We start from the raw sequence: 26,752 nt of genomic DNA, 5'->3' as shown, positions 1-26,752 counted from the left end.
TAGGAGGGATTAAAATGAATACATTTATGCGTGAATTAAAACCGGAAGAATTAACAAAGCATGTTGGAGGAATTGATCCAACAAATGAAATGAAAACCCATGATGGTGGTGGAGCAGGACCTAATTGTAAAAGTTTACTAAATCAATGTATATTAAAGAATTTTAAGGCGTGTGGCTTATTTGACCAATTTTGCTATCCAGAGTGGAAATAAACCATATTGATGAATTAATATAGCGGCATCATATTATATAAAGAATATTAAGGATAACTGGACAAGATGAAAAATACATATTATGTAATTTTTCAATAGAAACCAAAGATTATAGAAATTGCAATTTCTATAAAAAGTCTGAATGATTATTTTTTATATACAATTTACAGTCTAGATACCAATTTGGGTGTTTACTAAAGTTGTTTGTAACAGATTCCAAAACTCTGTTTAGGACAGAAATATTTTGGAATATGTTACTATTAAATGTAAAAATGACCAAATTAAAATCTGAATATTATATAAAGGTGATAATAAAATGAAATACATACATACAAAACAACAAGAAGAATACGATTGTGGAATTGCTTGTGTAGCATCTATTTTTAAATATTATAATTTACATCATGGTATTAATTATCTTAGAGATCAAATTGGTTATAAAAATGGATATAGCTTAAAAGATTTGATATCGTTATTCAATCAGATTAATTATTTTGCTTGTAAAGCTGTTGAGATAAGTGAACAGGACATTGGGGTAGCATTAAAACATATTGATGGACCTTGTATAGCTTTAATAAATAAAGAGGTCAACGAATATTACGAAGGCCACTATATAATTATATATAAAAGAAAGGGCAATAAATTGGTAATAAGCGACCCAAGTAATGATAAAATATCTAAAATTACTATTGAGGAGTTTAAAAAATATACTACGGGCATATTTCTTTTAATTGAATCAAAAAACTGTAATTCTGATAAAAAAACAAGCTATCACAATAACTTCATTAAAGAATTGATAAGAAATAATAAATTAAGTACCTCGTTTGTCTTAGTTTTATCTATTTTGTTTGTAATGTTTTCAATTAGCAACTCGTTCTTCTTTAAACTTTTAATAGATGAGATAATTCCTCATACTTATGATTACCTATTGTTGCAATTCACTTTAATTTTTTTAGGAATCAATTTTTTAAGTAATGCATTTGATTATTTAAGATCTTATATAGTTAATAAGGCCGCAATAAAACTAGATCAATCTATATCGAAAGAATTTTTCCGGAAAATATTAAAATTACCTATTAATTTTTTTGAGAATAGGGATGATGGAGATATTATATCGAGATTTAATGATATTTATTATATTAGAAATTTAGTAAACGTAGCCTTTGTTTCAGTAATATTAAATACTGTAATTTTTTTAGGTATAGGATTTGTTCTTTATAGTATCAATATTTTGCTTTTTTTTACAGTTCTTATTTTGACGTTAATTTTGATAGCAATTTCTTTTATGTATTATGATATTCTCCAAAAAAGAAATAAAGATTCTATGAGTAGAAATGCGGATACACAATCTTTTTTAATACAATTTATAAGAAATATGACTAATATTTATTCTTTAAACAAGAAAGAATATTTTTTTTCTGCATTTAACAAAGTATTTAATATAGAACTTAATTCAACGTTAAAAGAATCTATTACAATAATAAATAATAATGGACTTAAAAGGCTTGTCCAAACTTCATTTTCTATCATATTGTTATTTGTCGGTGCTAAACAAATTATGGCGGATACTATATCATTAGGGGATTTGCTTTTTATAAATTCTTTAACTCTGTTTATGCTAAACTCTTTGACAGGCTTAATTGAATTACAAGGAGAAATACAAAAATCATTAGTGGCTAAGGAAAGGTTGACTGATGTGATAAATTATCCAGTAGTTCAAAACAAGATACAGACAGATATTACAAAAGTTAAAGAAATATCTATTCACAATTTAAACTTTAATATTAATAATCACTGTATTATTAAAAATGTTAATATGAATATTTTTGATAATGAAAAAGTTATCTTAATTGGTGAAAGTGGTTCAGGAAAAACTACATTTTCAAAATTATTAAACAAACTATATCAAACTAACTCATCGCAAATATATATTAATGGTATTGATATTAATGAGATTAATGATAATAGCTTAAGAAAAGAAATTATTTATTTAAATGAAACTCCATTTCTTTTCAAAGATACAATTAAAGAGAATTTATGTATGGGAGAATATTTTACTGAAGATGAAATAATAAAGGCTTGTAAAATCGCACACATTTATGATGTAATCACTTCACTTCCCAAAGGAGCTAATTTTGTAATAAATGATAGTAATTCCAATTTGTCTACTGGACAAAAGCAGCGATTATGTCTTGCTAGAGCAATTCTCCATAAACCAAGTGTTTTAATTTTAGATGAATCGCTTAGTAATGTGGATCCTGATAACTTCATGAAAATTTATGATGCTTTATTAGACTTAAATGCGATAGTAATTTTTATTACACATAATCCTGAGCATATAACAAAATATGATAAGAAATTTATTTTTAAAGAAAAATCTATCTTCGAAATGCAAAAAGAATCTGTGAAACAATTAAATTAGAGGTGAAAGAAATGTCAAAAAAAATCTTGTTTTCCACTTTCGTTATTCTGCTAAGTATAGGTTCTCTCTTCTTTATATTCACTTCAAAAGACTTAGATAAACCTAATTATACCAATATTAATATGAAAGAATATAAAAATAAATTAAACGCGAAAGATAATTTTTATATTTACGTATACAAAACTAGCTGTACAGCATGCCAAACTACAAAGCCATTCTTAAATGAAGTGATTAAAGAAGAAGAAATAAAGGTATTTGCTATAAATATGGAGTCTGATGAAAATATGGATATTGATTTTTTGAAAGATGAAAATATACAAAAAACTCCAACCTTACTACATTATAAAAAGGGGGAAGAAATAAATCGTGTAGAGGGGCTTCAATCTAAGGCTGGATTAAAGAAATTTTTAGTGGAATAAAATTAAAATGATTTTTACAAAGGAGTAAATATATGGTGTATTTTTCTTTTCTTGTTTCAATCGTAGCAACGATAGGGAGTTTATATTTTAGTGAAGTAAAGGGCTACGTTCCTTGCAATCTATGTTGGTATCAAAGAATTTTAATGTACCCAATTCCCTTGTTAATTTTTATTTCAATACTAACTAACGATAAAAATATAAAATATTACCTTCGTTGTTTTTCAGGGATAGGCATAATTATTTCTTCTTACCATAACTTTATTCAATTTACTCACCACAAAAGTAACTTTTGTGGTGTTACAAGTAGCTGTTTAACAATCTATGAAAAATGGGGAGGTTTTATAACAATTCCGCTTATGTCTCTAACAGCATTCATAATAATATTTGTTTTATCATTTTTTATAAACAAGAATATAGGTGAGAACTATTAAGATACAAGGAATAATGCATAGAAAAATTTTGATGCTGTTGCAAAGTTTTTGAAAAAGCGTTTGGCTGCTTGTTTATCTCTTGATTTACTTAGATAAAAATCAATGGTATTCCCTTCTGAATCAATGGCACGATATACATAAATCCATTGCCCTTTCACTTTAATATAAGTTTCATTGACTCTCCATGAATCATTTGTTGTTTTAAGATGATGTCGTACTTTCTCTTCTAATTGAGGTCCATATTGATGAACCCATCGCATAATCGTTGTGTGAGCTATGGATAAGCCTGGTTCCTTCATCATTTCCACCAGGTTACGGAAGCTCAAATTGTACCGTAGGTACCACTTTTTTGTTAATAAGATTAGCTCCGGCTGATAATGCTTCCATTTAAACAAATTTTCCTTTTCCATATCAATCACACACCTTTTTCTAGAGTAATTCTATCAGTATGTCCAAGTTTAGGAGATTACTTGCAAAAGTTTTTGAGTTTTTGCACCAGAACCAAAAAATAGAACATGGTTTATATACGACGTCTCTTTTCAATAATTAAATAGTATATCTTATTGATTTATCAAAAAGAATGCTGGAATTCCGGGATTCTTTTTGTATTTTTAAAGTAAACTTCTATCTAAAAGTTTACTTTAAAAATGCACTTTAAAATGTCAAATAAAGTATGTTTTTTGCTTATAAAATAGAAAGTGGTTTGTTATTATATAGAAAATATTGAATATTTGTAATATAATTATTAAGTTATGTATTTATAGAAACTTAAGGGAGATGACTATGGAGTTTATTACTTTTAAAGTAATTTGTATCTTTTTATTTTTAATGCTTATGACTTCTATAGAAGTTTTAGGATATGGAGTTCGACTTGTTGGAGCGAAATTAGCTTTAGTTGCATCGGCTTTTGCTATATATAATATTATGTCTTTAATTGCTCGATTTTCTAATATGTTTCAACAACCATTTACTGCTTCTTTGGTTGATAGTGCAGCAAAAAATGGTGGGTTAGAATTATTAATTAAACAATTTAGATTTTTGTTATTAGGTTCTACTATGGGAGTAATACTTGGCGGATTATTAGTGCCATTTTTTATGAATGTTTTTTCTAAAGCGCTTGTATCTTTATCAAAAGATGGTTCGTTTTTAAACATGTTCAAATTAATAAATAGTACCAATTTGAAAAGAATGAAAAACTATTTTGTTTTAGTAAATAAAAATAATTTGGAAGGGGTAAATTTTAAAAATATATCAATTAAATTATTTGTTACTAATACAATTGTTTCTGCCGTATTTACAGTAGGTGTTATGTCTGCGTTGTATGCAACTTTATTAATTCCTGATTATGATAAAGCAGCGATGTCTTCATCTAATATTATTACTGGAGTAGCTACGATACTATTAACACTTCTTATTGATCCTAAATTATCTTTTTTAACTGACAAAGTTGTACAAGACAATCGTAGTTATTGGGAACTTAAGAATTTCACATTTATGATATTAATTTCGAGATTATTAGGTACATTAGTTGCTCAGGTTATATTAGTTCCAGGTGCATATTATATAGCATGGTTTGCTAAATTTATTTCTTAAAAGTTTTATATGAAAATAAAAACAGATGTAAACAAATAATAAAAAGTTTACATTCGATTTTCAAAAGTTTAATTTGCTTACTTTTACTCTTTTTAAGTGCGATATGAATTATATTTATTATTGGCCAGCACGGTTCTGTTGCAAAGTTTGAAAAAAGCATAAACAGGTTGGTAAATGAGGCGCAATGTTTAAGAAGTAGCTAGTAATTGTTGAAGTTCACTGTACGTTGAAAAGGCGAAGTCTTCAAAGAGACTTCGCCTTTGTTTATATAGGCCTCACCATACATGCCCATCAACTTAAGAATCTTATAACACCCCCAAAACAAAAAAAATGTATATTTTCATCTAGAAATGTCAATTTTCTCGTTTTAGGGTATTTGTTTTTCTTAATTTGATGGGTATGGGTCGGGTCCCTTTGTAATAAAAAACTAGTAAGGCTCTATTACATATATTATTATATTTATATATCCCTAATTAATTTATGAGAGGCTTTTATATGATGAATAAGAAAAAAATAGGTTTATTTATTTTAGTAATCTTTCTTCTTTGGATTTTATTCCCTCTTTCACCGTATTTAGCAGATTTAAATCATACAGAACAAAAATTATATAATAAACTACAAAAAACTCAGGACATTTATACATTAAAAGATCAGACCCCTAAAACAGTAGTAAGATTATATTTACATTCAATACAAGAAAAAAATTATGAAACAACTTACCTTTTCTATAAAAATGATGAAGAAAAGATTGAGGAGAAGAAGCAATTTTTAAAAGAAAGACTTGAACTCCATGAAAAAATGCTCTCATTTTTTAAGTTTGCCAGATCACCCGTAGTAATAAACGAAGCTCACAAAGATTCTGCAGTTATTAATATGCCCCGATGGAGAGGTAAAGATATTCAATTCCATATGTATAAAAAAGATGGAACATGGTTTATATATGACGTACCTTTTCAATAATTGAATAATATATCTTATTGATTTATTGAAAAGAAGGCTGGAATACTGGGATTTTTTTGCATTTCTTTTTATCTATATGACTTAACATAACATGCCCCCAAACTTAAGAAATTTTAATACCCTTCAATACAAAAAAACGATATCCTTTCTAAACAAGCTAGATTAGAAAGGATGACGTTTTTTATGCATCTCTCGATTCAAGATGAACTACAACCATTTGCGGAAGAATTACAACGATATGTGACACCTGTATTTTTAGAAGAACTTGCAAGAGAAATCGGATTTATAAAGCGAAAACGTAAGTTTTCTGGATCAGACTTAGCTACTATTTGTATTTGGATCAGTCAACAGGTGGCAAGTGATCCTTTAGTCCGATTATGTAGTAGGCTTCCATGCAGCTACTGGTACTTTACTCAGCCCTGAGGGCTTAAATAAACGTTTAAATGCTAAAGCAGTTTTGTTTTTAAAACATATTTTTTCTTTACTGTTACAACAAAAAATATGTGAACAAACTCAAATTTCCAATCAACTTTTTTCTTATTTTGGACGAATTCGTATCCTAGACGCTACTGTATTTCAAGTACCAAGTACTTTAGAGAATGTATATCCAGGTTCTGGAGGATGTGCCCAAACAGCCGGAATTAAAATTCAATTGGAATATGATTTGCATAGTGGGCAATTTCTTAATTTTCAAGTTGGACCAGGGAAAAATAATGATAAAACATTTGGTACAGAATGTTTAGATACCTTACGACCAGGAGATTTATGTATACGTGATTTAGGCTATTTTTCATTGGAAGACTTAGATCAAATGGATCAACGAGGGACATACTATATTTCTCGTTTAAAATTAAACACAAATATATATGTGAAAAATCCAACCCCAGAATACTTCAAAAATGGTGCGATGAAGAAACAAACGGAATACATACAAATCAATGTGAAACAGATTTTGAAACAGCTACACCCCGGGGAAACATTTGAATTAAAAAATGCTTATATTGGGGATAAACAACAACTGTTCGCACGTGTTATTTTTCATCGATTAACAGAAAAGCAACTTCAAAAACGTCAAGCAAAGATTGCAGAAAAAGAAAAATTAAAAAATAGAACGTACTCAGAGAAAAGTAAAATTATAGCGGGATTAAACGTGTACGTGACGAATACGCCTTGGGAATGGGTTCCGATGGAACAAGTGCATGAGTTATATACGCTGCGTTGGCAAATAGAGATTGTTTTTAAAACATGGAAATCCCTCTTCAAAATAGACCATTATCGTTATGTAAAACAAGAACGATTGGAGTGCCAATTATATGGGAAGCTAATCGCTATATTCCTGTGCTCCTCTACTATGTTTAAAATGAGAGAACTTCTTTTGAAAAAGAAGAAAAGAGAATTAAGTGAATATAAAGCAATTGGAATGATTCAAGATCATTTATCGATTTTGTATCAAGCCATACAACAAAACACCCAAGAAATAACAAAGATCCTAATTCGCCTGTTCCACCTCCTACAGAAGAACGGACGGAAATCTCATCGATATGAGAAGAAGACTGTCTTTGATATTATGGGTGTTGTTTATGAGTATAATGGATTGAAAAAACAAAAGAAAGTTGCATAATTTAAAAAATGAAACCCGTTAGGGTTTATTTGGTATGCGTATTATTAAGAGTATGCTTCTACTTTAGGGATGCTTTACCCCACAAAATGAAAGTACACTTTGTTTCCATTCTTAAGTTGATGGGCATGGCCTCACCATATCAAAAAAAGAAAATTGTACGTTACGACACAATTCGGACACAATTCAAGGTGTTTGGTGTACGCTAAGACGATTTATCAGCCAAATATGGACTATTTGGTACTGAAAAATCGATGGTTTTTAAAATATCAACTGGAATATTACTTTTACCAATTGGTGAAACAAACCACTGTTTACAAAGGTATACCTTTATAAACATGTAAAGAATATCTATGAAACATTGAAATGTCAAGTTTATAAAGGTGAACGGAATTATTTTATAAACGTTTATTTTTAATGAATACCTTTATAAACGGAAGTGGTATAATTGTGGTAACAAATGTAAGGAGAGTCTCAAACGTGGCAAATATTTATGGATATATACGTGTAAGTACAAAAGATCAAAATGAACAACGTCAATTACATAAGATGATGGAACGAGGAGTGGAAGCTCGACGTATTTTTGTCGATAAAGCAAGTGGACGACATTTTGATCGTCCTCAGTACCAATTATTACGAAAAATATTAAGTACAGGTGATATTGTTTACATAGATGCTTTAGATCGTATGGGACGTAATTATGATGAAGTAATTTCAGAGTGGAAATACATAACAAGAGAATTACAAGCTGATATTGTTGTGTTAGAAAATGAAACTTTATTCGATAGCCGTAAGTTTCGTGAAATGGGTGACATGGGTCGGTTGATGGAAGATCAATTTTTATCTTTGCTTTCCTATGTTGCAGATCAGGAGCGTAAAAAAATCCATCAGCGACAAGCAGAAGGGATTGCTGTAGCTAAATCTCAAGGGAAACATTTAGGACGTCCTCAAGTGAACCTTTCAACCCTAAGCAAACAACAAATGCATATAATAGAAGAAACTTATTCTAAATGGAAAAGTGGAGAAATAACAGCTACTATGTTTATGCAAATGTTAGAGCTAAAGAAAAACACGTTTTATAAAATAATGAAGGAATATGAGGAATTAAAGTAGCATCTCTCCTATGAGAAATCCTACTTTTTCTCTGGTTGTAAGAATCTTGAAGTTTTTGTATCAAAATAGTATTATGTATATCAAAAAAAATAAAAGACAACTCCAATTAAGAGTTGTCTTTTTGTGTAATAAAATCCCTAAAATATGAAGATATACAAACGAATATAATACGTTATGGTTGATATTATAACAAAAACGAAGAGTATTGAGAATAAAAAGAATATTGTAATGAGTTTTTGAGCTTTTTGTTAACAAAGTTTCGAAAATAAACTTTTTATAAAGGTTTCCTTTGAATATGATTATTGTATTTCGAGGGTTTCCTTATAAACCTTAGCTATATATTTTACAAAATCAATGACGGGATAGTGTATGAGTGAACGGTGCTGCGTAAAACGAATCCCGTCTTTTTCCATTTCGAAAATGAGTTGTTCAATTTTCAACTCTTTTTGTTGTATCCTATTATAATTTTGGTATACAATGTTTTTCCATTGATAGGAGGAACCGTGAAAATAACTCTCTCCTTTTACCCTGTGACTAAATATTATTTCTATTTTTTCTCTACGTTGTTTTTCCTTCATATGCGCTTCCGTTGACTGCATGTTTATCGCCTCTTCCCTTTGTGCTACGATCTAATCGTGTAAATAACCCCATCATAGTCAATGCTCAGTGATCGAATTGTCCTTTAAGGCTATCTCATCAACTGTATATATTTTCAAGCGCTTAATCTAACATTTTACATCTAAATAAGTTGTTAGTGTGTGTAAAATAGCATTAATCTTTTAAGTTTTTACTACCAATAACAAAATTAGAAAGTAGTGAAAACTTATGAAAACGGGTCTTATTATTTTATATGATTTAAAGAATTTACTTTGCGGTTCATAGCAAGAACCCTGTCACTACCCCTGTAATACAACACAACATCATTTATCAAGACCTAATATCAAAAAAACTTGTGAAAATAAGCTATTTTGCATACTGGTCATGTACAATATGTCAAACAGCCTACTAGGTAACACGCAATTCAACTAAAGCGCACGTTAATGGAAGAAATATCATTCAAACATTAAGATTTTAGGGTCTTTATCATAACAGTGAACAAGCATAGCGTGTAATTGTCCCCGATGATGATAAACGTGTGCTAATATCTCTAACAGCCATTCATATCTTGTATAAGTCAAATCCCAATATGAAGTAGTTTGAGATAGGAGTTCTGCCTCGGATAAATTCATATATTTATTTTTTAATGATTCAAAATTGGTAAGGAAACCATCTTTTATTGAGTCTAAGGTTTTATATGATACTCTTGAATAAAAATTTTCCATTTCTTCTTGCGTTGCTTCTTTTGAAATACGCCAATCAGCTTCACAAATCACTGCCATATGTTCTAATAGTTCCCCGATAGAATGCTTATTAGGTGTTGGTCTTTTTTGTAAATCGTTTTCCTCTAAATTGCCTATTATTTCGATTACTGTTTTTACAGCTACTTCAATTTGGTGTAATACACTTTCACAACTCATAAGTACCCCCTTGTTAAACTCTACTGCCCTTTAGTTAAAAAGGGAGTGGAACGGTGTTCCCTTAGATTTTTTTATAAACCTCTGTAAACATTGTGTATATCATATACCATCCTATTAATATCTGATTAATAATTCCATTATGTATAAAAAAAGAGGAAATATGCTCTCGTATTGAACATAGTATCCTCTTTTTATTATAGTCTGTTTAAATGATGTTGTGTTGCATTGAAATACTCTTAACGGGACAAAATTCACATCATTTTATGCTGAAATTTGCTTAACGTGGTTTTTTTCTGATTTGCGGTCTGTACCCCATATAGAAATAAAGCGTTCTTAAAGAGGCTTGTTAAAAATTTGTTATGTTTGACTTAAAAAAAGGAAAGTAATATTTATTTGTAGAAAATTTTTAATGATAAAAATGAATGTAAAAATAGAATTACTATCTATGATAAGAAAAGGGGGCACTTATATATGCTAACAAATGATTTAGATTTCCGATTAGAACCACGTTTAAAAGAACTGCATGAACAACATAAAATAAGAGCGCAGAAGATAGACTGGGGTTATCATGAGTTTTTACCATGGGATAAGGGAATGGACTTTAAAAGAGTTCCTTGGGATGAAAGTCAAGTTACTCTTCCTTCTGGTGTAATTACGGCCATTGAAACAGCTTTATTAACAGAAGTAAATTTACCATGGTTTACAACGTATTTATCTGCGACTTTTAAAGGCTCCCTTTCTGTTATTACAGACTTTATACATACTTGGACTTCAGAAGAGGATCAACATTCGAATTTATTGGAGACATATTTACTACTCACTCGAAGTGTGAACCCTAAACGATTACATGAATTAAGAAAGTCAGTCGTTGAGGGTGGATTTGAGGCTGATTTTCATACACCAATCGAAGCGATGACGTATACGACGCTACAAGAACTTGCAACGATGGTGTTTTACAATAATGTAGCTAAGGTTGCAAGTAAGCACGATCCAGATCTTGCTACATTATTACGCCGTCTTGCAAAAGATGAAACCCTTCATTATGCGTTTTATCGAGACGTCATTCGAACACATTTGGAATTGGAACCTAATTATTGCTATCATATTGCCAATGTGATTAGAAATTTTAAAATGCCAGGTGCTGTCATGCCTGATTTTGAAAATAGAATGGCTGTGATTGCAAAAGAAGCTAACTATGGACCACTACAATATTTTGATCAAGTACTTGATGTAGTGATTGATTATTGGGGGTTAAAAGACTTACGACCAATTGCACTTCTAGCTGAAAAAGCAAGAATTGAGATTTTGGAGTACCACACAAGATTGAAAAAAATACGGGATCGATTTGGTCGTTTTCAAGGGAAAACTGATCTACGTTAATTAGTAGAGGTTTCAGAATATACGCGGGGAAATTCCTCTTCCCTCCTATTATTTTGGTGCTGTTTTTACTTAATTTTATTTTTAAAGAAAAAGTGGTTGACGATAAAAATAAATTTATGATATTATTAAATATTTGATAAAAAATCACATATATGTTAAGGTTAAGAAGGTTACCATATATGGAGGTGGATTATATGTTTCAAATTGGCGATAACATTGTTTATCCAATGCACGGAGCAGGTATAATTGAAGCCATAGAAGAAAAAGAATTCTCAGGGGAAAAACAACAGTATTATGTCATAAAAATGTCAATCAGTAATATGCAAGTCATGATTCCTACGGGTAAAATATTGAGTTCGAGTATACGCCCAGTTACTGATATACTTGCATTAAAACACATTATACACATTTTTCAGCATGGAGAATCAGATAAATTACTGCCGTGGAAACAAAGGTATAAAGTGAACACGGACAAAATAAAAACGGGTGAAATACAAGAAGGTGCTGAAGTTGTACGTGATTTAATGCGTATGAAGAAAGAAAAGGCACTGAATACAAGCGAAAAAAAAATGTTGGATAACGCACATGAATTTTTGATTAGTGAACTAGGATTAATTAAAGGAATCACTGAAAATCAAATAAAAAGTTTCTGTTAAGGTTCATTATAGATAATGTATTACATCCCCCGAAAATATCCTGAATTTTTCGGGAATATGATTATTATTAAAAGTAAATCATTTCAAAGACATTCAACTTCTGCAACTCACTTTTAGAGTAGGAGCCTCTTTTGTTATTACTTCAATCTAATCCATTTTTATTTTTACATTTCTTTTACGAACGTTCGAAGTTTCATCAAATAACTCGATCAAATAGTCACTTGATTTTTGCAATCCTGATTCACACTGGCACGGACAAGGAGCCGTAAGGATGAAAGAGAGGTAGGGCTTTCATTGTTTTAGGTATATATATCTAAGTCATTATTCCTAGAAGAAAAAACAATCAATCTCATCTCTATCTTTAAGAATTTTTTTACATTTACTGAGACAGTGAATAGTAATTATTTATCTTCTTTTCATAAAAGAGATACGCGAGTTGCTAACATCTAAATATATGGTCAACGATAAAAAATGATGGAATTTCTAGAACTAGAAACCATTTTTATAATTCATTTAACATAATAAGATTAATGAAACAATAAGAAGGAGTGAAGATATGAAACACATGCCAACGCAAGAATTAAGTAACGAGTTAAAGAAGCGGAAAGGGATTACTTCTATTAAGGTTGAGTCTTATGAAAAAATTGAAGTTGGTGGAATTCTTATAGATGGACCGGCTGTTATTTTAATTAATCAGGAATACCTAAAAATTGTTGAATGAACGAAGAAAAGGATGATCCTTTACGAAAAGGGATGATCCTTTTTGTTTGCTGTTGATAATAATAGGATATACATAAATTTCATCTGATGTGATGGGATTGAAAGAAAGGAGAGGGTCGGGATTATCATGGTGGAAAGCTTAATATTGGTAGTATTTCTTTTTATGTTATATAAATTAGTTGCTAAAAAAACAAACTAATTATTTGAAACGATATATTGTTTTCTTTTTAAGAGCGAGATTTATTTTATAGTGAAATGGATAATTTAAAGGAGGAATTTAGATGGATGCAAGGAAAGAACGCATAAAATACGAGAAGATGTTAAAGAACTATGACCGTATTTATTTAGTTTCGTTTTTCCTATTAATTGTACTTGTTTGTAGTAGTGTGATTATCATAGGAGCTACAGGGGGAAAATATGGAGTGTTTTTGTTGTTAGCAATTTTACTTAACGTACGTATTACTAAAGAATCTCAAAAAAAGTATAAGCAGTATTCTAATAAAGGACGTATATAAAATGATAAATATCTTGAAAGGAACAACCTAGATGTACATTCAAAATATCCCTATATCATTACCTATTAACTAGTAAAAATAATCTTATATAAATAATTTTTTAGTAATTTAGGAATAGAAAACGTACCTTATTAAAATGTTATTTTGGTTCATATAATGAATTATCCTTCTAGCATATTTATAAGATTTATATCATATATTAAGAGAAAGAATGCAAGTTAGAAAGGAGTCTTATAGAATGAGTTATTTGGAGGGAAATGACTTTAGTGAACAAAATATGGTAAGTGTACCTAATCCCTACGTATATCAGACATTACAATCAGTAATTGGTAAACATGTGGTTATTGAAACTGTAAGAGGTAATGTAAGAGGGAAGTTAAAGGATGTGAAACCAGATCATTTGCTCATTGAAGATACGGTACCGTATATTGTACGCATTCAACAAATTGTATGGATTATGCCAAAACAATAATCAAATTACATCTAATTTGATTTATAACAGATTAGCGTCATAGACGACCAAGTGAAAACACAGGGTTTTATCTCTGTGTTTCTTCAAATTTTCGTTTTTGAATATATGCTTGAGCATGAATAATTTCTTCCTGAAGCTCTTTTAATTCTTTTATAGATTCTGATTCAATAGCCATGTAAGTAGTAACTAAACTGATCATCATATCCATCTTCTCTACTATATTTTGAATGACCTGTTCAGATTGCTCTTTTTTAGGGTGTTGTATTGCTATTAATACATTTTCTAAATAATTGTTCTTTCTTTGCCGGATATCATTAATAAACTGTTTTGTGATTGAGTTCATTTGTTTTTCCTCCGTTTTGTATATATTTCTATTCTATCATATTTGAATAGAAAATATTGGATTCCCCTAAATTCACATCTGTCTAGTACATCTCCTCAAATATACAAGCTAATCCCTTAACGTACAGGGAACCGGATAAAATGTGTCTAAATTATGTCTAAACGTACAATTTTCTTTTTTTGATATGGTGCCCCCATGCCCATCAACTTAAGAATTTTCACTACCCCTAAATACAAAAAACGGTATTCTTTCTAAACAATCTAAGAAAAAAGCAACCTTTTCGGGAGATAGGCATGTATGGTGACCCCTAACAAGAGTTTTTGCACCAGAACCATTTTGTTTGATGTTGAGGAACAAAAAAAGCAGCTAGCAAAAGCTAACTGCTCGGCTTTCCAAGGGGGATTGGAAAAGTATCATGTCATCAAGAGTATTGACAGAATATCAAGATTTATACAAAGAAGAAGAGGAAAAATGATAAAATATGAACCTAGTTTGATAGATTACTTTCATAAGAAGCGATTTTTATATGCATTCATTATTGAGTATTTATAAGTACTGCAACACAATCAGTATTAGAAGGGTTCTGTTGCAAAGTTTTCTACATGAAGCTACACTCTAGAAAACAGGATCTAGGAGAATCAGACATGAGATATTTTAAAGGAAAACAATTCAAGAAAGATATTATTTTAGTAGCTGTCGGCTACTACTGTCGCTTTTCTTTAAGTTATCGCGATGTATCTGAAATCCTGAAAGAACGTGGTATTTCAGTTCACCCAACAACCATCATGCGATGGGTTCATGAATATGGCAATCTCATCTATCAAATTTGGAAAGTGAAAAATAAATCTGCACGCTTATCTTGGCATTTGGATGAGACTTATATCAAAGTTAAGGGAGAATGGCGTTATCTCTATCGTGCAATTAATAAAGATGGACACACATTGGATATTCAACTTCGTAAAAAACGGGATCATCAGGCTGCCTATGCCTTCATGAAAAGATTAGTAAAACATTTTGGAGAACCTACGGTTCTCACTACAGACAAAGCGCCGGCATTACTTTGCGCATTTAACAAATTAAGAAAACAAGGATTTTATCAAACTACAATCCATTGTACAATCAAACATTTGAATAATCTCATAGAACAGGATCATAGGCATGTAAAGAGACGTTTTGTCAAATCCGCAGGATTTCAAAATCTTCGTCATGCTTCACGTACGATAAAAGGTATCGAGACTATTCATGCCCTATATAAACAAAGGCGAAGTCTTCAAAGAGACTCCGCCTTTTCAACGTACAATGAACTTCAACAATTACTAGCTACTTCCTAAACATTGTTCCTCATTTACCAACCTGTTTATGCTTTTTTCAAACTTCGCAACAGAACCAAGTATTGGATCAAGCAATACACAAAACGATGCAAAAAGGTGAAATCCCTAAAGGGCACTCGCTTTTAAGTACTCATGCCTTTGTTGCTTTGCTATACTTAGGTGATTACAAAGATGTAAATCAAAAGCCACTGATTGCCAATATAGATGATTTAGCTGTAAGCATTGTAGATTTTTATTGGAATGGATTGGGACATTAATTCAGGATTTTTAGTTATATATATTTCCTTGATATTGGTGTTTACATATTTATATAAAAAGCGACCATACTAATTTTTATGTTAGTATTTTATTGTGAAATACTACATGTTTTACTAACTACGATGCTAGGAGGATATTACGATGGATATTCGTGAAGGATTAATTCCAACTGCATTAGGTACAGCGGTCACAGCTGCAGGTTATGCACTTAAGCAGACACGTGGTTCTAATAAGATGATTGCTAATACGGTATTTGGATTTGGTTTAGCTCATGTTGTTTTAGGGGTAATTGATTTAGTCGAGCATCGTCGTTAGAACGAAGGCAAGCATATTTAAATGCTTGCCTTTTCTATACCCAAAACTTAGATATGCTCATGTGAAAATTTAAATTAGGTATATATTATGCTGAGAAGGTAGTCATACGCTATACATGTATACAAAAAATCTGGTTCTGGTGCGAAAACTTCAAGATAATTGCAAGTAATCTCTAAATCTTGGACATACTGATACTATTACTCTAAAAAAGGTGTGTGATCAGTATGGAAAAGCGAAATTTATTCAAGTGGAAGCATTATCATCATGATATTATTTTGCAAACAGTAAGATGGTACCTAAGGTACAACTTGAGCTTTCGTGATTTGGTGGAAATGATGGAGGAACGGGGCTTATCCGTTGCTCATACAACGATTATGCGTTGGGTTCATCAGTATGGTCCTGAATTAGACAAAAGAATCCGTCGTCATCTCAAGAAAACCAATGACTCTTGGAGAGTCGATGAAACATATATCAAAGTAAAAAGGCAATGGATGTACCTGTATCGTGCTGTCGATTCGAAAGGAAATACCATCGATTTTTACCTAAGCAAAGCAAGAAACCACAAGGCTGCAAAGCGTTTCTTCAAGAAAGCTTTGCAGTCTTTTCATGTTTCACAGCCTCGTGTGATAACCATCGATAAGAATCCCGCCTATCCTGTAGCAATTGAAGAGTTGAAGAATGAAAAAAAGATGCCATTAGGCATCCAAATAAGGCGAGTGAAATATCTTAATAATATCGTGGAACAAGATCATCGATTTATTAAAAAGCGAGTGCGTTCGATGTTAGGATTCAAATCATTCCGTACAGCCACTTACATACTGAGTAGCATAGAAGCGATGCATATGATGAAAAAGAAGCAACTTCATCAAGGGGGAAAGTCTGCCCAAAATCAAAAAGATTTCATTGATAAATTGTTTGGTATCGCATGATAATCTGTAATTTAGTAGGAAATTCAGGTCCTACTTTTTTTATAATTTATTTTTGCACCAGAACCCCTTTTATCGTACGTGAAGCATGACGAAGATTTTGAAATCCTGCGGATTTGGCAAAACGTCTCTTTACATGCCGATGGTCTTGTTCTATGAGATTATTTGTATAAATAAAACCATTTTCTTTTTACTCTAATATAGGTCTCATCCAATTTTCAAGAGACGTGTACGGTCTGCTTTTTCTTCTTCCAGATATCTATATTTCATTTAATGATTTCCTCTTACACTTCCATAATAATTGGAAGAATCATTGGACGCCGTCCAGTCTCTGCTAATAAGAATGGTTCTAATGCTTCTATAACAGCTTGTTTTATTTGTGCCCATTTTATAATCCCCCCCATTAACAAGGATGATATGCACTGTAAAACGAGATTTTCTATCTTTTTTATCAAACTATCGGATTGACGTATATATACAAATCCACGTGTTACTATAGCAGGTGAAGATACTAGTCGTTTTTCTTTACTATCTAAATTCATACTTATAATAATTACTCCTTCTTGAGATAGTAATCTACGGTCTCGTAATACAATATTTCCAACGTCCCCTATACCAAAACCATCAACATATACTTCCTGGCTGGAAATGACTTTACTAATTTTTGCTTCATTTTTAGAAATTTCTAGTACTTGTCCATTGTCCATAATAAAACAATTTTGTGGAGAAACTCCACATTCCACAGCTAATTCCGCGTGTTTTTTTAACATGCGATATTCACCATGAATAGGCATGAAATACTGGGGTTTAAATAAGGATAGCATTAATTTTTGTTCTTCCTGTGCAGCATGTCCAGATGTATGAATAGCACTTATTTTGTTATGAAAAATATTTACGGGCATTTTAGATAATTGATTAATTATCCTATTTACCCTCAAGATGTTTCCGGGAATTGGTGAAGAAGAAAGTACAATGGTGTCTTGCGGCATAATTTGAATGCGCTTATGATTACCACTAACAATCCTAGATAAGGCGGCCATAGGTTCTCCTTGACAACCTGTACAAATAATTGTTAATTGTTGCTTTGGAATATCATTTATTTCATGTACACCAATAAACATATTGTCTGGTGCTTGGATATAGCCTAATTGCTTTCCAATTAGAATGGTCTTATCCAGACTTCTTCCTAAAATCAAAATTTTCCGATTTTCTTCTATAGAGGCCTGTACAACTTGTTGAATTCTATGAACATTAGAAGCAAAGGTTGCAAATAAAATACGTCCTGTTGACTCAGAAAATATTTGTTTTATCGATTTTTTTATGTTATTCTCAGACATTGAAAAACCATTAACTTCACTATTTGTGCTATCAGATAGTAAGCATAAAACTCCTTCTTTTCCAATTTCGGCAATTTTATGTAGATTTGCTTCTGTACCTACTGGTGTAAAATCAAATTTAAAATCCCCGGTATGTACAATATTTCCATTAGGAGTCGTTACAGCAATGCCAAATGAATCGGGAATACTGTGAGTTGTTTGAAAGAAACGAACCTTCATATATTGAAAATTTATCACTTTATCATCAGTAATGTTTATCATTTCTATATCAGAGATATTATGCTCCTCTAATTTACTTTGAATTAAAGCTAAGGCAAAATCTCCTGCGTATATGGTAGTTTTTATACGTTTAAATAAAAATGGAATTCCTCCAATATGATCTTCATGCCCGTGAGTAATGAAGATTCCTTTTATTTTATCTTTATTATTTTCTAAATATGAATAATCCGGTATAACATAGTCGATTCCTAGTAACTCTGGTCCAGGAAATTTAAAGCCTGAATCAATAATAATAATTTCATTTTCATATTCAATCGCGTACATATTTTTCCCAATTTCACCAAGACCACCTAATGCAAAAACTTTTGTATTAGCAACTTTAGATTGTTTCATTCTCCAACTCCTTAATGGATATTTATCAAACTATTTTTTTATCTTTATTAATTTCCTGTTAATGTAGTTAAAATTCAATGTATGTAAATAATAATTCTCTATTAATAGCCGCTCAATTTTATATCTTAATATTTCTTACATAGTTCTTGTATTTCCTTGTTTTTTATATTAGATGAATATTTCTCAATGTAACTTGTGTAAAAAAATTGGGTTTAAAGAATCTAAAGATGTAATAATATATAAGAATAAAAAACTCTCCCCTTTTTTGAAAGGAAGGATAGTTTTTTATAATAATCCCTTTTATAACATTCTATAAAATTTGTATAAAAGGCCTTTTGAAACCTTTTCCCACTTCAAATAGAGGTTAGCAGGACTACCAGCATAAGGAGGGCAAAAAGGTTTAATTCCTATTATCGATTTCCTTATATAAATTTAGTTATTTTTTATTTGTTTGTACAAATTATATAATTGAGAGAAATCTAATTGGTGGTCTATGTATTCGGGAAATTCGTTTGTTTTAGCACAGACCGATAAGCAATATAGTTCATCAATCATATATTGCTTAATAAACCAATTAGCCCCTTGTTCACAATCTTCTCCTATTTTAAACGAGTTTAAGGGAACAGATAGTCCTTTTCCAAGAGCTTTGACATAACTTTCTTTTATGGTCCATATTTGATAAAAATAGTTTAGTTGCTCTTTATAGTCCTTCATTTGAAATAGATATTCATATTCTTGTTTAGTAAAAAAATGCTCTGCAATACTTAAATCAATAGGTTGTATCTTTTCAATATCAACTCCAATGGGGAACCTATGGACGGCGCACACAATCCAATCTCCAGAATGAGATACATTGAATGGAAAATATAAATTTTCCACTGATGGTTTACCATACATATTATAAGTAAAAGTTAATTCGTGATTTTTTATATTGCTGTATTTACTGCAAATTATTGTTCTTATGAGCATATCTGCGATTAAAGTTTTATAAGCATCCTCTCGTTTTGCATACATTAGAATTCGTTTTTGTTTTTTTAATGAAATGGAGTGCAACAATTCTTCATATATAAGATTTTCAATATATGTAGGAGTTTTTACAGCATATAATTCAATCATTATTTCCCTCACTTTTATTCTGCTCATGTTGTTTAATTCAGAACATGAAAAAATTGATGAATTCTATTTTTCACTATCATTTAAGCTTTCTAATCCACCTTGAATAATATGCCGTTTTATACGGTAATTCTCACGAGAAATAGGATTAATTAAAGAAACATTCTGTTTTTTGGTCGTATCTTTTCGATTTATGACTTCGTTTGCTAGTCCTAATAAAGTAGGATTATCAAAAATGAGGCTTATGGGAATTTCAATTTGAAAAACTTTACGCATGCGTATCACGACCAAGCTGGCTAATAGAGAGTTTCCTCCTAAATAGAAAAAATGATCGTTTATATTAATAGATTGGATTCCAAGTAACTCGTTCCAAATTTTCATTATTTCAAATTCAATTTCATTTTGGACATTCCCATTGTATTTTTCCCTACTATAGGTATTATCATGGTTATTCGAACTTTCTAATTCATCCTGAATTGTAGACTGTTTTACATAGTAATCTTTTCGAGAAACGGCGTTAATTAAGGGGGTGTTCGGATTTCTAACCATCTGTTTTCGATTTGTAATTTCATTTGCAAGTTTTTCTAAGGTGGGATTCTCTAACATGAAGTTCATTGGAATTTCAACTTGAAAAAACTTACGAATACGTACTATAACTTGGCTGGCTAATAAAGAATTCCCTCCTAAATGGAAAAAGTGATCGTTAACAGCAATAGATTGAATATCAAGTAATTCTTTCCAAATTTTCAACAACTGAGATTCAATTTCAGTTGCGACAGCTTTGCTATGTGTTCCCCTGTTATAGTTATAGGGATCTGGTAAATTAGCTACATCTAATTTACCGTTAGAAGTGAGTGGTAGTCTGTCCAATATAATAATTGAAGTAGGAATCATGTAGTCGGGTAAATAGTCTTTTAAAAATTTTTTTAGCTTTATTTCAGAAGTATTTGCTCCGTTATCTTGAACAACATAGGCAATCACTCTGGCGTTTTTTTGTTTAGTATAGTGAATTTGAACAACTTGCTGTTTTACTTGAGGGTGTCGGGCTAAGACCATCTCAATTTCTTTTAATTCGATTCGGAATCCTCGTATTTTAACTTGTTCGTCTTGACGTCCTATAAACTCAAGTTCACCATTCTCTAGATAACGTACCCAATCCCCAGTTTTATACAATCGTTCTCCCGGTATTATAGAGAAAGGATTGAGAAGAAAATGTTTTTCTGTTAATGATTGCTGGTTTAGATAGCCGCGCGCTAATCCAGCTCCCCCGATATACAATTCTCCGGGAATTCCTATAGGTACTGGTAATAGGTTTTCATCTAAGACATAAATTTCTACATTACCAAGTGGTTCTCCGATCGATGGTATATTACCAGCTTTTTTTATATTGCAACATGTGGAATCCACAGTACATTCAGTTGGACCGTACATATTATAAAAATCGATAGTATTTGATTCTTTTAATTTTTCCCAGAGAAGAGGATTAATAGCTTCTCCCCCAACAAGAACAATTCTTGGTTTATGTATAGTTTGGCTATTGTTAAGTAACCCCAATTGAACTAATACTTCGAGGAAAGAGGGTGTACAGTCAATAACATCTAACCTGTTTCTTTGGATAAAAGATAAGAATACTTCTGGATTACGACGAACTTCTTCGGGCAAGATATATAGGCAATGCCCATAAAAAAGCATTTGTAACTGTTGAACAGATGCATCGAATGTTATTGGAGCATTCAAACTGATTTGCATTTGATTCTGTGAATATGCACCAAACACTTTATTTTGTAGTTCATTAGAAAGATTAAGTACAGAGCTATGTTGTACCATAACACCCTTCGGGTTTCCAGTCGTGCCGGATGTGTAGATTACATATGCAAGGTTTTGATCTGTTCCTTGAAACGGAGGATTAAGTATATCCATTTTTGAGATTTCGTCTGACATTTTATCTAAACATATAAGCTTAGTTTTATTCTTTGGTAGATTCGTTAATAAATCTGTTTGAGTTAGCATTATTGAGACTTCGGAGTCTTTTAACATATGTATTAGTCGTTCTTTTGGAGATTTAGCATCAATTGGTACATATGCACCTCCGGCTTTTAATATAGCCAAAATGCCAATAATCATTTCCGGTGAACGTTCAACGTAAAGTCCGATTAGTGAATCTAGTTCAACTCCAAGATTAATTAAATAATGAGCTAGCTGATTGCTTTTCATATTTAGCTCACCATAAGTTATTTTTTTATTTTCATATACAACAGCGATAGCATCTGGATTTTGTGAAGCCTGTATTTCAAATAATTCATGAATACCTCTTATATTTGGATAAGGAGTAAAAGTTTCTTTTGGTTTAGTTAAAAATTGATATTGTTCGCTTGTATCGGATAGTAGTAGAGTAGATAGTTGTTCATTTGGACTCGCTAGAATAGATACTAGTAAATCTTGAAAGCTGGCGATAAACTTTTCGATAGCTGTATCTTCAAATAAATTAATATCATATATGATAGATCCAACTTTTTCTTGATCTTCTTCAATTGAGAGAATTAACTCAAAACGATTTAGGATATCTACATCACTAACATTATATAGAAATAATATATTGTAATATCGGGATACTAATGTATCTTCACTAGTTGTAATCGAATTACTTACCTGTAAATTAGGGGATTCCGTATATTCATTAATTTTTATATAACATTGATACACATAATCTAGTAATTCGGTAAATGTTTTACTTTCTGTAATATGTGTATGCAAAGGAGTAATCTTTTTAGGAATCTCTAATCCATAACCAATAATGATTTCTTTTTTTCCTGTAAAACGATAAAGAAGAAATTTAAAAATTGTTAAAAAAAACAATTGTTTTGGAATCTTTGTTTCGTAACAAAATTCAGATACCATTTGGTTAAATTTTTTAGGGATGATAAAATTATTCATTTTTTTGTCACATTTGTGGTTATCCTTAGAAGACATTGGAAGCTGTAAATTAGGATTTTTGTTTAATTTATTATTTTTCTCAGAATCTAATTGAAGCTGTAATATAAAGGTGTTGTTTGTTTTTGAACAGAATTTTTTTTTCATAAAATCGCCCCCTCTAAACTAGTCAGAATATACCAAATAATGGGTCGTGTATCAACACCCTAATCGGTTTATGTTTATGTAAATTTCGACAAAATATTACACGATAAACGGGGGGATGAGTATTTTTGTATTATTTTGTCAGAAAATTGCTATTGATAAAAAAAATACAAAAATGGTATTCTTGTAAAAGATTGGAAATCGTTCCAGTCTATAAACAATACTGCCCTATTAAGTGGCAGTAAAACAGGGGGAATTTAAATGATTATTAAAAGAGAAAGTGTAATTTTTACGGAACCATTTGAGGGTCTTGAGCGTCGAGTTTTGGCTTATAATGACAAAATAATGCTGGTAGAACATGTCATGAGTGAAGGATCAATCTTTCCTTTGCACAGTCATCCACACGAACAGCTGGCATACCTTTTAAAAGGACGACTTAAAGTTATTTGTGATAATAAGGAGTATTTTGTTGAAGAAGGCAATAGTTTCACTGTTCCTGGAGGCGTTGAACACCAAGTCTTTGCTCTTGAGGAATCTATCGCATTGGACTTCTTCGCGCCAGTTCGTGAAGATTACGTTGATGAAGTTAAGGCGGCTGAAGAATCCCTTAAGCATGCAGAATTAAAAGGGTGATTCAAATGATAAATTGGGAATCTCTATATGCTGAACGAGCTCGTTCAGATCATCGTGACCTTGTATCTGGAGCTACTAGTAATGTAATTCAAATGGCAGCAGGTTTTCCTGAACCTAGCCTATTTCCAGTACAGGAAGTATCTTATGCTATAAAAAAACTTACTGACCATGAAGGTTCTTCAGTTCTACAGTATAATTCACCAAGTGGTGATGAACCTTTACGTGCTTGGATTGCGGATAGAACATCAACAACTAAAATTCAAATAAACTCTGAGAAAATATTACTAACCCATGGTGCTCAACAAGGGTTAGATGTTATTACTAAAGTCTTGGTAAATCCCGGAGATTGGGTCTTGACAGAATCTCCAAGTTTTCATGGAGCGCTTTGGGTATTTCAAGCTGCAGGTGCTCAAATTTGTTCTATTCCTATAGATGAAAAGGGTATTATTTTAGAGAAACTGGAAGCAAAGTTACAAGAGATGGCTAAAAAAAATAAGTTACCTAAATTCATTTACACAATACCAACCTTTCACAACCCAACAGGTTATACCGCTACTTTAGAACGACGTCTGGGTTTGCTTGAACTTGCTGGAAAATATGGAATCCCGGTTGTTGAAGATGTTCCATACAATGATTTGTGGTACGATTCAGCTCCGCCTCCTACGCTACTTGAATTAGGCGGTCCTGATCTAGTGATTCAACTGGGTACTTTTTCGAAGACACTCTGTCCAGCTTTACGTGTGGGGTGGATTATAGGATCACCTGAAATATTGAAAAAAACCTTGCATTTTAAACATATTGCAGATACCTGTTCTAGTGGTATTATGCAGCGCGTTGCTCATCAACTCTGCTTGGATGGTTTTTTAGATCATAATATCTCACGTGCACGGGAAATTTATCGGGTTAAACGTGATGTGCTATTAGAAACATTTCAACAGTTAGATTTACAAGGAGTACATTGTTCTAGACCAGACGGAGGTTTTTTTGCTTGGCTACAACTTCCAGAGGGATTATCTAGTCAAAAACTGCAACAAACGGCTTTAGAACAGGGAGTATCTATCGCTTCAGCTCCAATTTTCTTTGCAGAGGGTGAATATGATAACGCTTGCAGACTTACAATCTCTTACCCTTCTGCTGAAGAAATACGTTCGGGTGTTAGTAAGCTAGGAAATGCTATTCTTTCTAATATTCAATATCTATAATTGAAAAATTAAGGAGTTGTTTAAATTGGCACAGGATCAACAAAATTGGCGTAATACGCATCATGAAGCAAAACTTTGGAGTAAGCTTGAGGATGGTCGAGTTCAATGTCATCTTTCTCCTCGTGAATGTATTATGTCTGAGGGACAGTCAGGATTTTGTAATGTTCGAAAAAATGTAGATGGGAAATTGGTAACTCTAAATTATGGTAAAGCGACACAAATCACTGAGGAATCGGTAGAAACAGAAGCTGTATTCCATTATGCTCCGGGATCAAAGATCTTATCTCTTGGAAACTTAGGATGTATGATGAACTGTGATTATTGTCATAACTGGCAGACTAGTCAAGCTAAATATGTAAAAGATAAAGATGTTCAATACTACACACCTGAACTTGTAGTTGAAACGGCTCTAGAGCGAGGGATTCCAATAATTTCTTGGACTTATAACGATCCTGTGGTTTGGCATGAATTTATTTTAGATACCGGACGCATTGCTAAAGAACATGGTCTAATTAACTTATATAAATCGGCTTTCTTTATTAGCCTTGAAGGTGCTCGCGAATTATGTGAAGTAATCGATATTTTTAGCGTCTCTCTTAAATCAATGGACGAAAAGTGGTACCGAAAAATCAGTAAAGGGTGGCTTCCACCGGTATTAGAAGCTACTAAATATGTCTTTGATCAAGGAAAACATGTGGAAATCAGCTCCCTGTTAGTTACCGATCAAAATGATAATGATGAAAGTACAAAGCGACTAGCTGATTGGGTTTTAAACAATCTTTCAGCAGAAACTCCAGTACATCTTGTTCGCTTCCATCCGGATTATAAATATACTCATGTAGATCGTACTCCAATTGACCGCTTGGAGAGACAACGTGAGCTAGCTATGAGCATGGGTCTTAAATATGTTTATTTAGGGAATTGTTATGATACCGAGAGTGTGAATACTTTCTGTACTTCATGTGGTCATAAATTGATTGAACGTTACGGGCTTAATGCTCATTCTGTCGGTCTTGCTTCAGATAAATATTGTGCAAATTGCACAACTGAACTTCCGGTTATTAACCTGGCAGCGCGTTCGGCAACTTTAAAAGTTCCAGAGTTACAACCAGGTTTAGGTGAATCTATTTCCACCAAGGAATTCAACTACCATGGAGATGTTAAAGCTTGTCATGTGGAAATTAATAACCTTTCAGACAAAAATAGTGCAGTTATTTACCGACGTCGAACAAGTGATGGTTCAACACTCGGGCAGCCAATTTCCGTTCCAGTTAAAGCAGGAGCGAGCTATCGATTCATTATTTCTAAAGGTTTTCCAGAAGAAGTTGGTATAGACATTGAGTACCTTAATAGCACTATGGTAAGGGTTTATGAAGTATTTGACCGTGCTCACTATCCTACTGAAGATATTTCTGTTACCCAAGGTTTAAGTGATGTTACACCTGTTACGTCGCTAGAATTTTCTCGTAAATAATTGAATTGTATCGCTCATATGCAAAAGTTGATGGGTAATTAACAGCCTTGCATATGAGCGTAATTTAATTCTATGAATTATATAAAAAGCTAATTAGATAAAAAA

25 protein-coding genes and 4 pseudogenes are annotated in these 26,752 nt (G+C 31.7%); 20 read left to right on the top strand and 9 right to left on the bottom strand.

Features of this window, described 5'->3' with window-relative positions; all coding sequences use genetic code 11:
* Positions 1-14: 14 nt before the first annotated feature.
* From ORL93_RS25745 to ORL93_RS25730, 4 genes are all read left to right on the top strand, one after another.
* Positions 15-212 carry a hypothetical protein gene (locus ORL93_RS25745; RefSeq protein ID WP_265959767.1) on the top strand — a complete coding sequence of 66 codons (198 nt, stop codon included), beginning with the start codon at positions 15-17 and terminating at the stop codon, positions 210-212.
* A 316-nt stretch (positions 213-528) separates the two neighbouring features.
* Positions 529-2,634, top strand: coding sequence for a peptidase domain-containing ABC transporter (locus ORL93_RS25740; protein ID WP_265959766.1), 2,106 nt, complete (start codon positions 529-531; stop codon positions 2,632-2,634).
* A gap of 11 nt (positions 2,635-2,645) precedes the next feature.
* Positions 2,646-3,053, top strand: coding sequence for a thioredoxin family protein (locus ORL93_RS25735; RefSeq protein ID WP_265959765.1), 408 nt, complete (start codon positions 2,646-2,648; stop codon positions 3,051-3,053).
* A 32-nt stretch (positions 3,054-3,085) separates the two neighbouring features.
* Complete coding sequence (locus ORL93_RS25730; protein ID WP_265959764.1) at positions 3,086-3,484, top strand: disulfide bond formation protein B; 399 nt, start codon at positions 3,086-3,088, stop codon at positions 3,482-3,484.
* Positions 3,485-3,513: 29 nt separating this feature from the next.
* Here ORL93_RS25730 and ORL93_RS25725 read toward each other — a convergent pair.
* Positions 3,514-3,894, bottom strand: a pseudogene (locus ORL93_RS25725) (IS6 family transposase); the annotation flags it as partial.
* A gap of 373 nt (positions 3,895-4,267) precedes the next feature.
* On the opposite strand from ORL93_RS25725, the gene ORL93_RS25720 reads away from it, so the two are divergent.
* Complete coding sequence (locus tag ORL93_RS25720; RefSeq protein ID WP_265959762.1) at positions 4,268-5,077, top strand: lipid II flippase family protein; 810 nt, start codon at positions 4,268-4,270, stop codon at positions 5,075-5,077.
* Between the two features lie 188 nt (positions 5,078-5,265).
* On the opposite strand, the pseudogene ORL93_RS31610 reads toward ORL93_RS25720, so the two are convergent.
* Positions 5,266-5,349: pseudogene (locus ORL93_RS31610) on the bottom strand (IS6 family transposase); the annotation flags it as partial.
* 226 nt (positions 5,350-5,575) lie between these two features.
* On the opposite strand from ORL93_RS31610, the gene ORL93_RS25715 reads away from it, so the two are divergent.
* From ORL93_RS25715 to ORL93_RS25705, 3 genes and pseudogenes are all read left to right on the top strand, one after another.
* The gene (locus tag ORL93_RS25715; RefSeq protein WP_323055354.1) at positions 5,576-6,037 is read left to right on the top strand and encodes a hypothetical protein; all 462 of its coding nucleotides are present in this window, start codon (positions 5,576-5,578) and stop codon (positions 6,035-6,037) included.
* 183 nt (positions 6,038-6,220) lie between these two features.
* Positions 6,221-7,658 (top strand): annotated as a pseudogene (locus tag ORL93_RS25710) (IS4 family transposase).
* Between the two features lie 477 nt (positions 7,659-8,135).
* Entirely contained in the window at positions 8,136-8,768 is a 633-nt protein-coding gene (locus ORL93_RS25705; RefSeq protein WP_265959760.1) for a recombinase family protein, read from the top strand.
* 299 nt (positions 8,769-9,067) lie between these two features.
* On the opposite strand, the gene ORL93_RS25700 is transcribed toward ORL93_RS25705, so the two are convergent.
* On the bottom strand, positions 9,068-9,367 hold the full coding sequence (locus ORL93_RS25700; protein ID WP_265959759.1) for a hypothetical protein: 300 nt from the start codon (positions 9,365-9,367) through the stop codon (positions 9,068-9,070).
* Positions 9,368-9,820: 453 nt separating this feature from the next.
* Positions 9,821-10,285, bottom strand: a complete 465-nt coding sequence (locus tag ORL93_RS25695) for a DinB family protein (protein WP_265959758.1) — start codon at positions 10,283-10,285, stop codon at positions 9,821-9,823.
* 471 nt (positions 10,286-10,756) lie between these two features.
* On the opposite strand from ORL93_RS25695, the gene ORL93_RS25690 reads away from it, so the two are divergent.
* From ORL93_RS25690 to ORL93_RS25670, 5 genes are all read left to right on the top strand, one after another.
* A complete protein-coding gene (locus tag ORL93_RS25690) occupies positions 10,757-11,665 on the top strand; it encodes an acyl-ACP desaturase (protein ID WP_265959757.1) in 909 nt (302 codons plus the stop codon).
* Positions 11,666-11,859: 194 nt separating this feature from the next.
* On the top strand, positions 11,860-12,321 hold the full coding sequence (locus ORL93_RS25685; RefSeq protein ID WP_265959755.1) for a CarD family transcriptional regulator: 462 nt from the start codon (positions 11,860-11,862) through the stop codon (positions 12,319-12,321).
* 556 nt (positions 12,322-12,877) lie between these two features.
* Positions 12,878-13,042 carry a BC1881 family protein gene (locus tag ORL93_RS25680; protein WP_265959754.1) on the top strand — a complete coding sequence of 55 codons (165 nt, stop codon included), beginning with the start codon at positions 12,878-12,880 and terminating at the stop codon, positions 13,040-13,042.
* 280 nt (positions 13,043-13,322) lie between these two features.
* Positions 13,323-13,556, top strand: a complete 234-nt coding sequence (locus ORL93_RS25675) for a hypothetical protein (RefSeq protein ID WP_265959753.1) — start codon at positions 13,323-13,325, stop codon at positions 13,554-13,556.
* Positions 13,557-13,794: 238 nt separating this feature from the next.
* Positions 13,795-14,028 carry a YuzF family protein gene (locus ORL93_RS25670; protein ID WP_002068860.1) on the top strand — a complete coding sequence of 78 codons (234 nt, stop codon included), beginning with the start codon at positions 13,795-13,797 and terminating at the stop codon, positions 14,026-14,028.
* Positions 14,029-14,095: 67 nt separating this feature from the next.
* Here the strand turns inward: ORL93_RS25670 and ORL93_RS25665 are convergent, their stop codons facing one another.
* On the bottom strand, positions 14,096-14,371 hold the full coding sequence (locus tag ORL93_RS25665) for a hypothetical protein (RefSeq protein ID WP_265959750.1): 276 nt from the start codon (positions 14,369-14,371) through the stop codon (positions 14,096-14,098).
* A gap of 644 nt (positions 14,372-15,015) precedes the next feature.
* On the opposite strand from ORL93_RS25665, the gene ORL93_RS25660 reads away from it, so the two are divergent.
* From ORL93_RS25660 to ORL93_RS25645, 4 genes are all read left to right on the top strand, one after another.
* Entirely contained in the window at positions 15,016-15,702 is a 687-nt protein-coding gene (locus ORL93_RS25660; protein ID WP_265959748.1) for an IS6 family transposase, read from the top strand.
* Between the two features lie 86 nt (positions 15,703-15,788).
* Positions 15,789-15,959 (top strand): hypothetical protein, encoded by a 171-nt coding sequence (locus ORL93_RS25655; RefSeq protein WP_265959747.1) that lies wholly within the window; start codon positions 15,789-15,791, stop codon positions 15,957-15,959.
* A 142-nt stretch (positions 15,960-16,101) separates the two neighbouring features.
* The gene (locus ORL93_RS25650; protein WP_006096976.1) at positions 16,102-16,275 is read left to right on the top strand and encodes a hypothetical protein; all 174 of its coding nucleotides are present in this window, start codon (positions 16,102-16,104) and stop codon (positions 16,273-16,275) included.
* Positions 16,276-16,499: 224 nt separating this feature from the next.
* Positions 16,500-17,204 carry an IS6 family transposase gene (locus ORL93_RS25645; protein WP_265959745.1) on the top strand — a complete coding sequence of 235 codons (705 nt, stop codon included), beginning with the start codon at positions 16,500-16,502 and terminating at the stop codon, positions 17,202-17,204.
* 61 nt (positions 17,205-17,265) lie between these two features.
* On the opposite strand, the pseudogene ORL93_RS31605 reads toward ORL93_RS25645, so the two are convergent.
* The 4 genes and pseudogenes from ORL93_RS31605 to ORL93_RS25625 form a co-directional block, all read right to left on the bottom strand.
* Positions 17,266-17,373, bottom strand: a pseudogene (locus tag ORL93_RS31605) (DDE-type integrase/transposase/recombinase); the annotation flags it as partial.
* A 112-nt stretch (positions 17,374-17,485) separates the two neighbouring features.
* Entirely contained in the window at positions 17,486-19,150 is a 1,665-nt protein-coding gene (gene rnjA / locus ORL93_RS25635) for a ribonuclease J1 (RefSeq protein WP_265959744.1), read from the bottom strand.
* A 432-nt stretch (positions 19,151-19,582) separates the two neighbouring features.
* On the bottom strand, positions 19,583-20,266 hold the full coding sequence (locus ORL93_RS25630; protein WP_265959743.1) for a 4'-phosphopantetheinyl transferase family protein: 684 nt from the start codon (positions 20,264-20,266) through the stop codon (positions 19,583-19,585).
* 63 nt (positions 20,267-20,329) lie between these two features.
* Positions 20,330-23,341 carry a non-ribosomal peptide synthetase gene (locus ORL93_RS25625; RefSeq protein WP_265959742.1) on the bottom strand — a complete coding sequence of 1,004 codons (3,012 nt, stop codon included), beginning with the start codon at positions 23,339-23,341 and terminating at the stop codon, positions 20,330-20,332.
* Between the two features lie 258 nt (positions 23,342-23,599).
* On the opposite strand from ORL93_RS25625, the gene ORL93_RS25620 reads away from it, so the two are divergent.
* Genes ORL93_RS25620 through amrS form a run of 3 tightly spaced genes read left to right on the top strand, consistent with a single transcriptional unit; the run spans position 23,600 to position 26,647 of the window.
* The gene (locus ORL93_RS25620) at positions 23,600-23,971 is read left to right on the top strand and encodes a cupin domain-containing protein (protein WP_098610517.1); all 372 of its coding nucleotides are present in this window, start codon (positions 23,600-23,602) and stop codon (positions 23,969-23,971) included.
* A gap of 5 nt (positions 23,972-23,976) precedes the next feature.
* Positions 23,977-25,173: an aminotransferase-like domain-containing protein gene (locus ORL93_RS25615; protein ID WP_265959741.1), complete on the top strand. Its 1,197-nt coding sequence runs from the start codon at positions 23,977-23,979 to the stop codon at positions 25,171-25,173.
* A 25-nt stretch (positions 25,174-25,198) separates the two neighbouring features.
* Positions 25,199-26,647, top strand: a complete 1,449-nt coding sequence (gene amrS, locus ORL93_RS25610; protein ID WP_265959740.1) for an AmmeMemoRadiSam system radical SAM enzyme — start codon at positions 25,199-25,201, stop codon at positions 26,645-26,647.
* The last annotated feature ends 105 nt before the right edge of the window (positions 26,648-26,752 follow it).

Origin of the sequence: Bacillus sp. DHT2, assembly GCF_026241455.1 — a bacterium.
Classification (GTDB): Bacteria; Bacillota; Bacilli; order Bacillales; family Bacillaceae_G; genus Bacillus_A; species Bacillus_A pseudomycoides.
The sequence above is the reverse complement of the archived record's forward strand: the minus strand, read 5'-3'. Positions and strand labels throughout refer to the sequence as shown.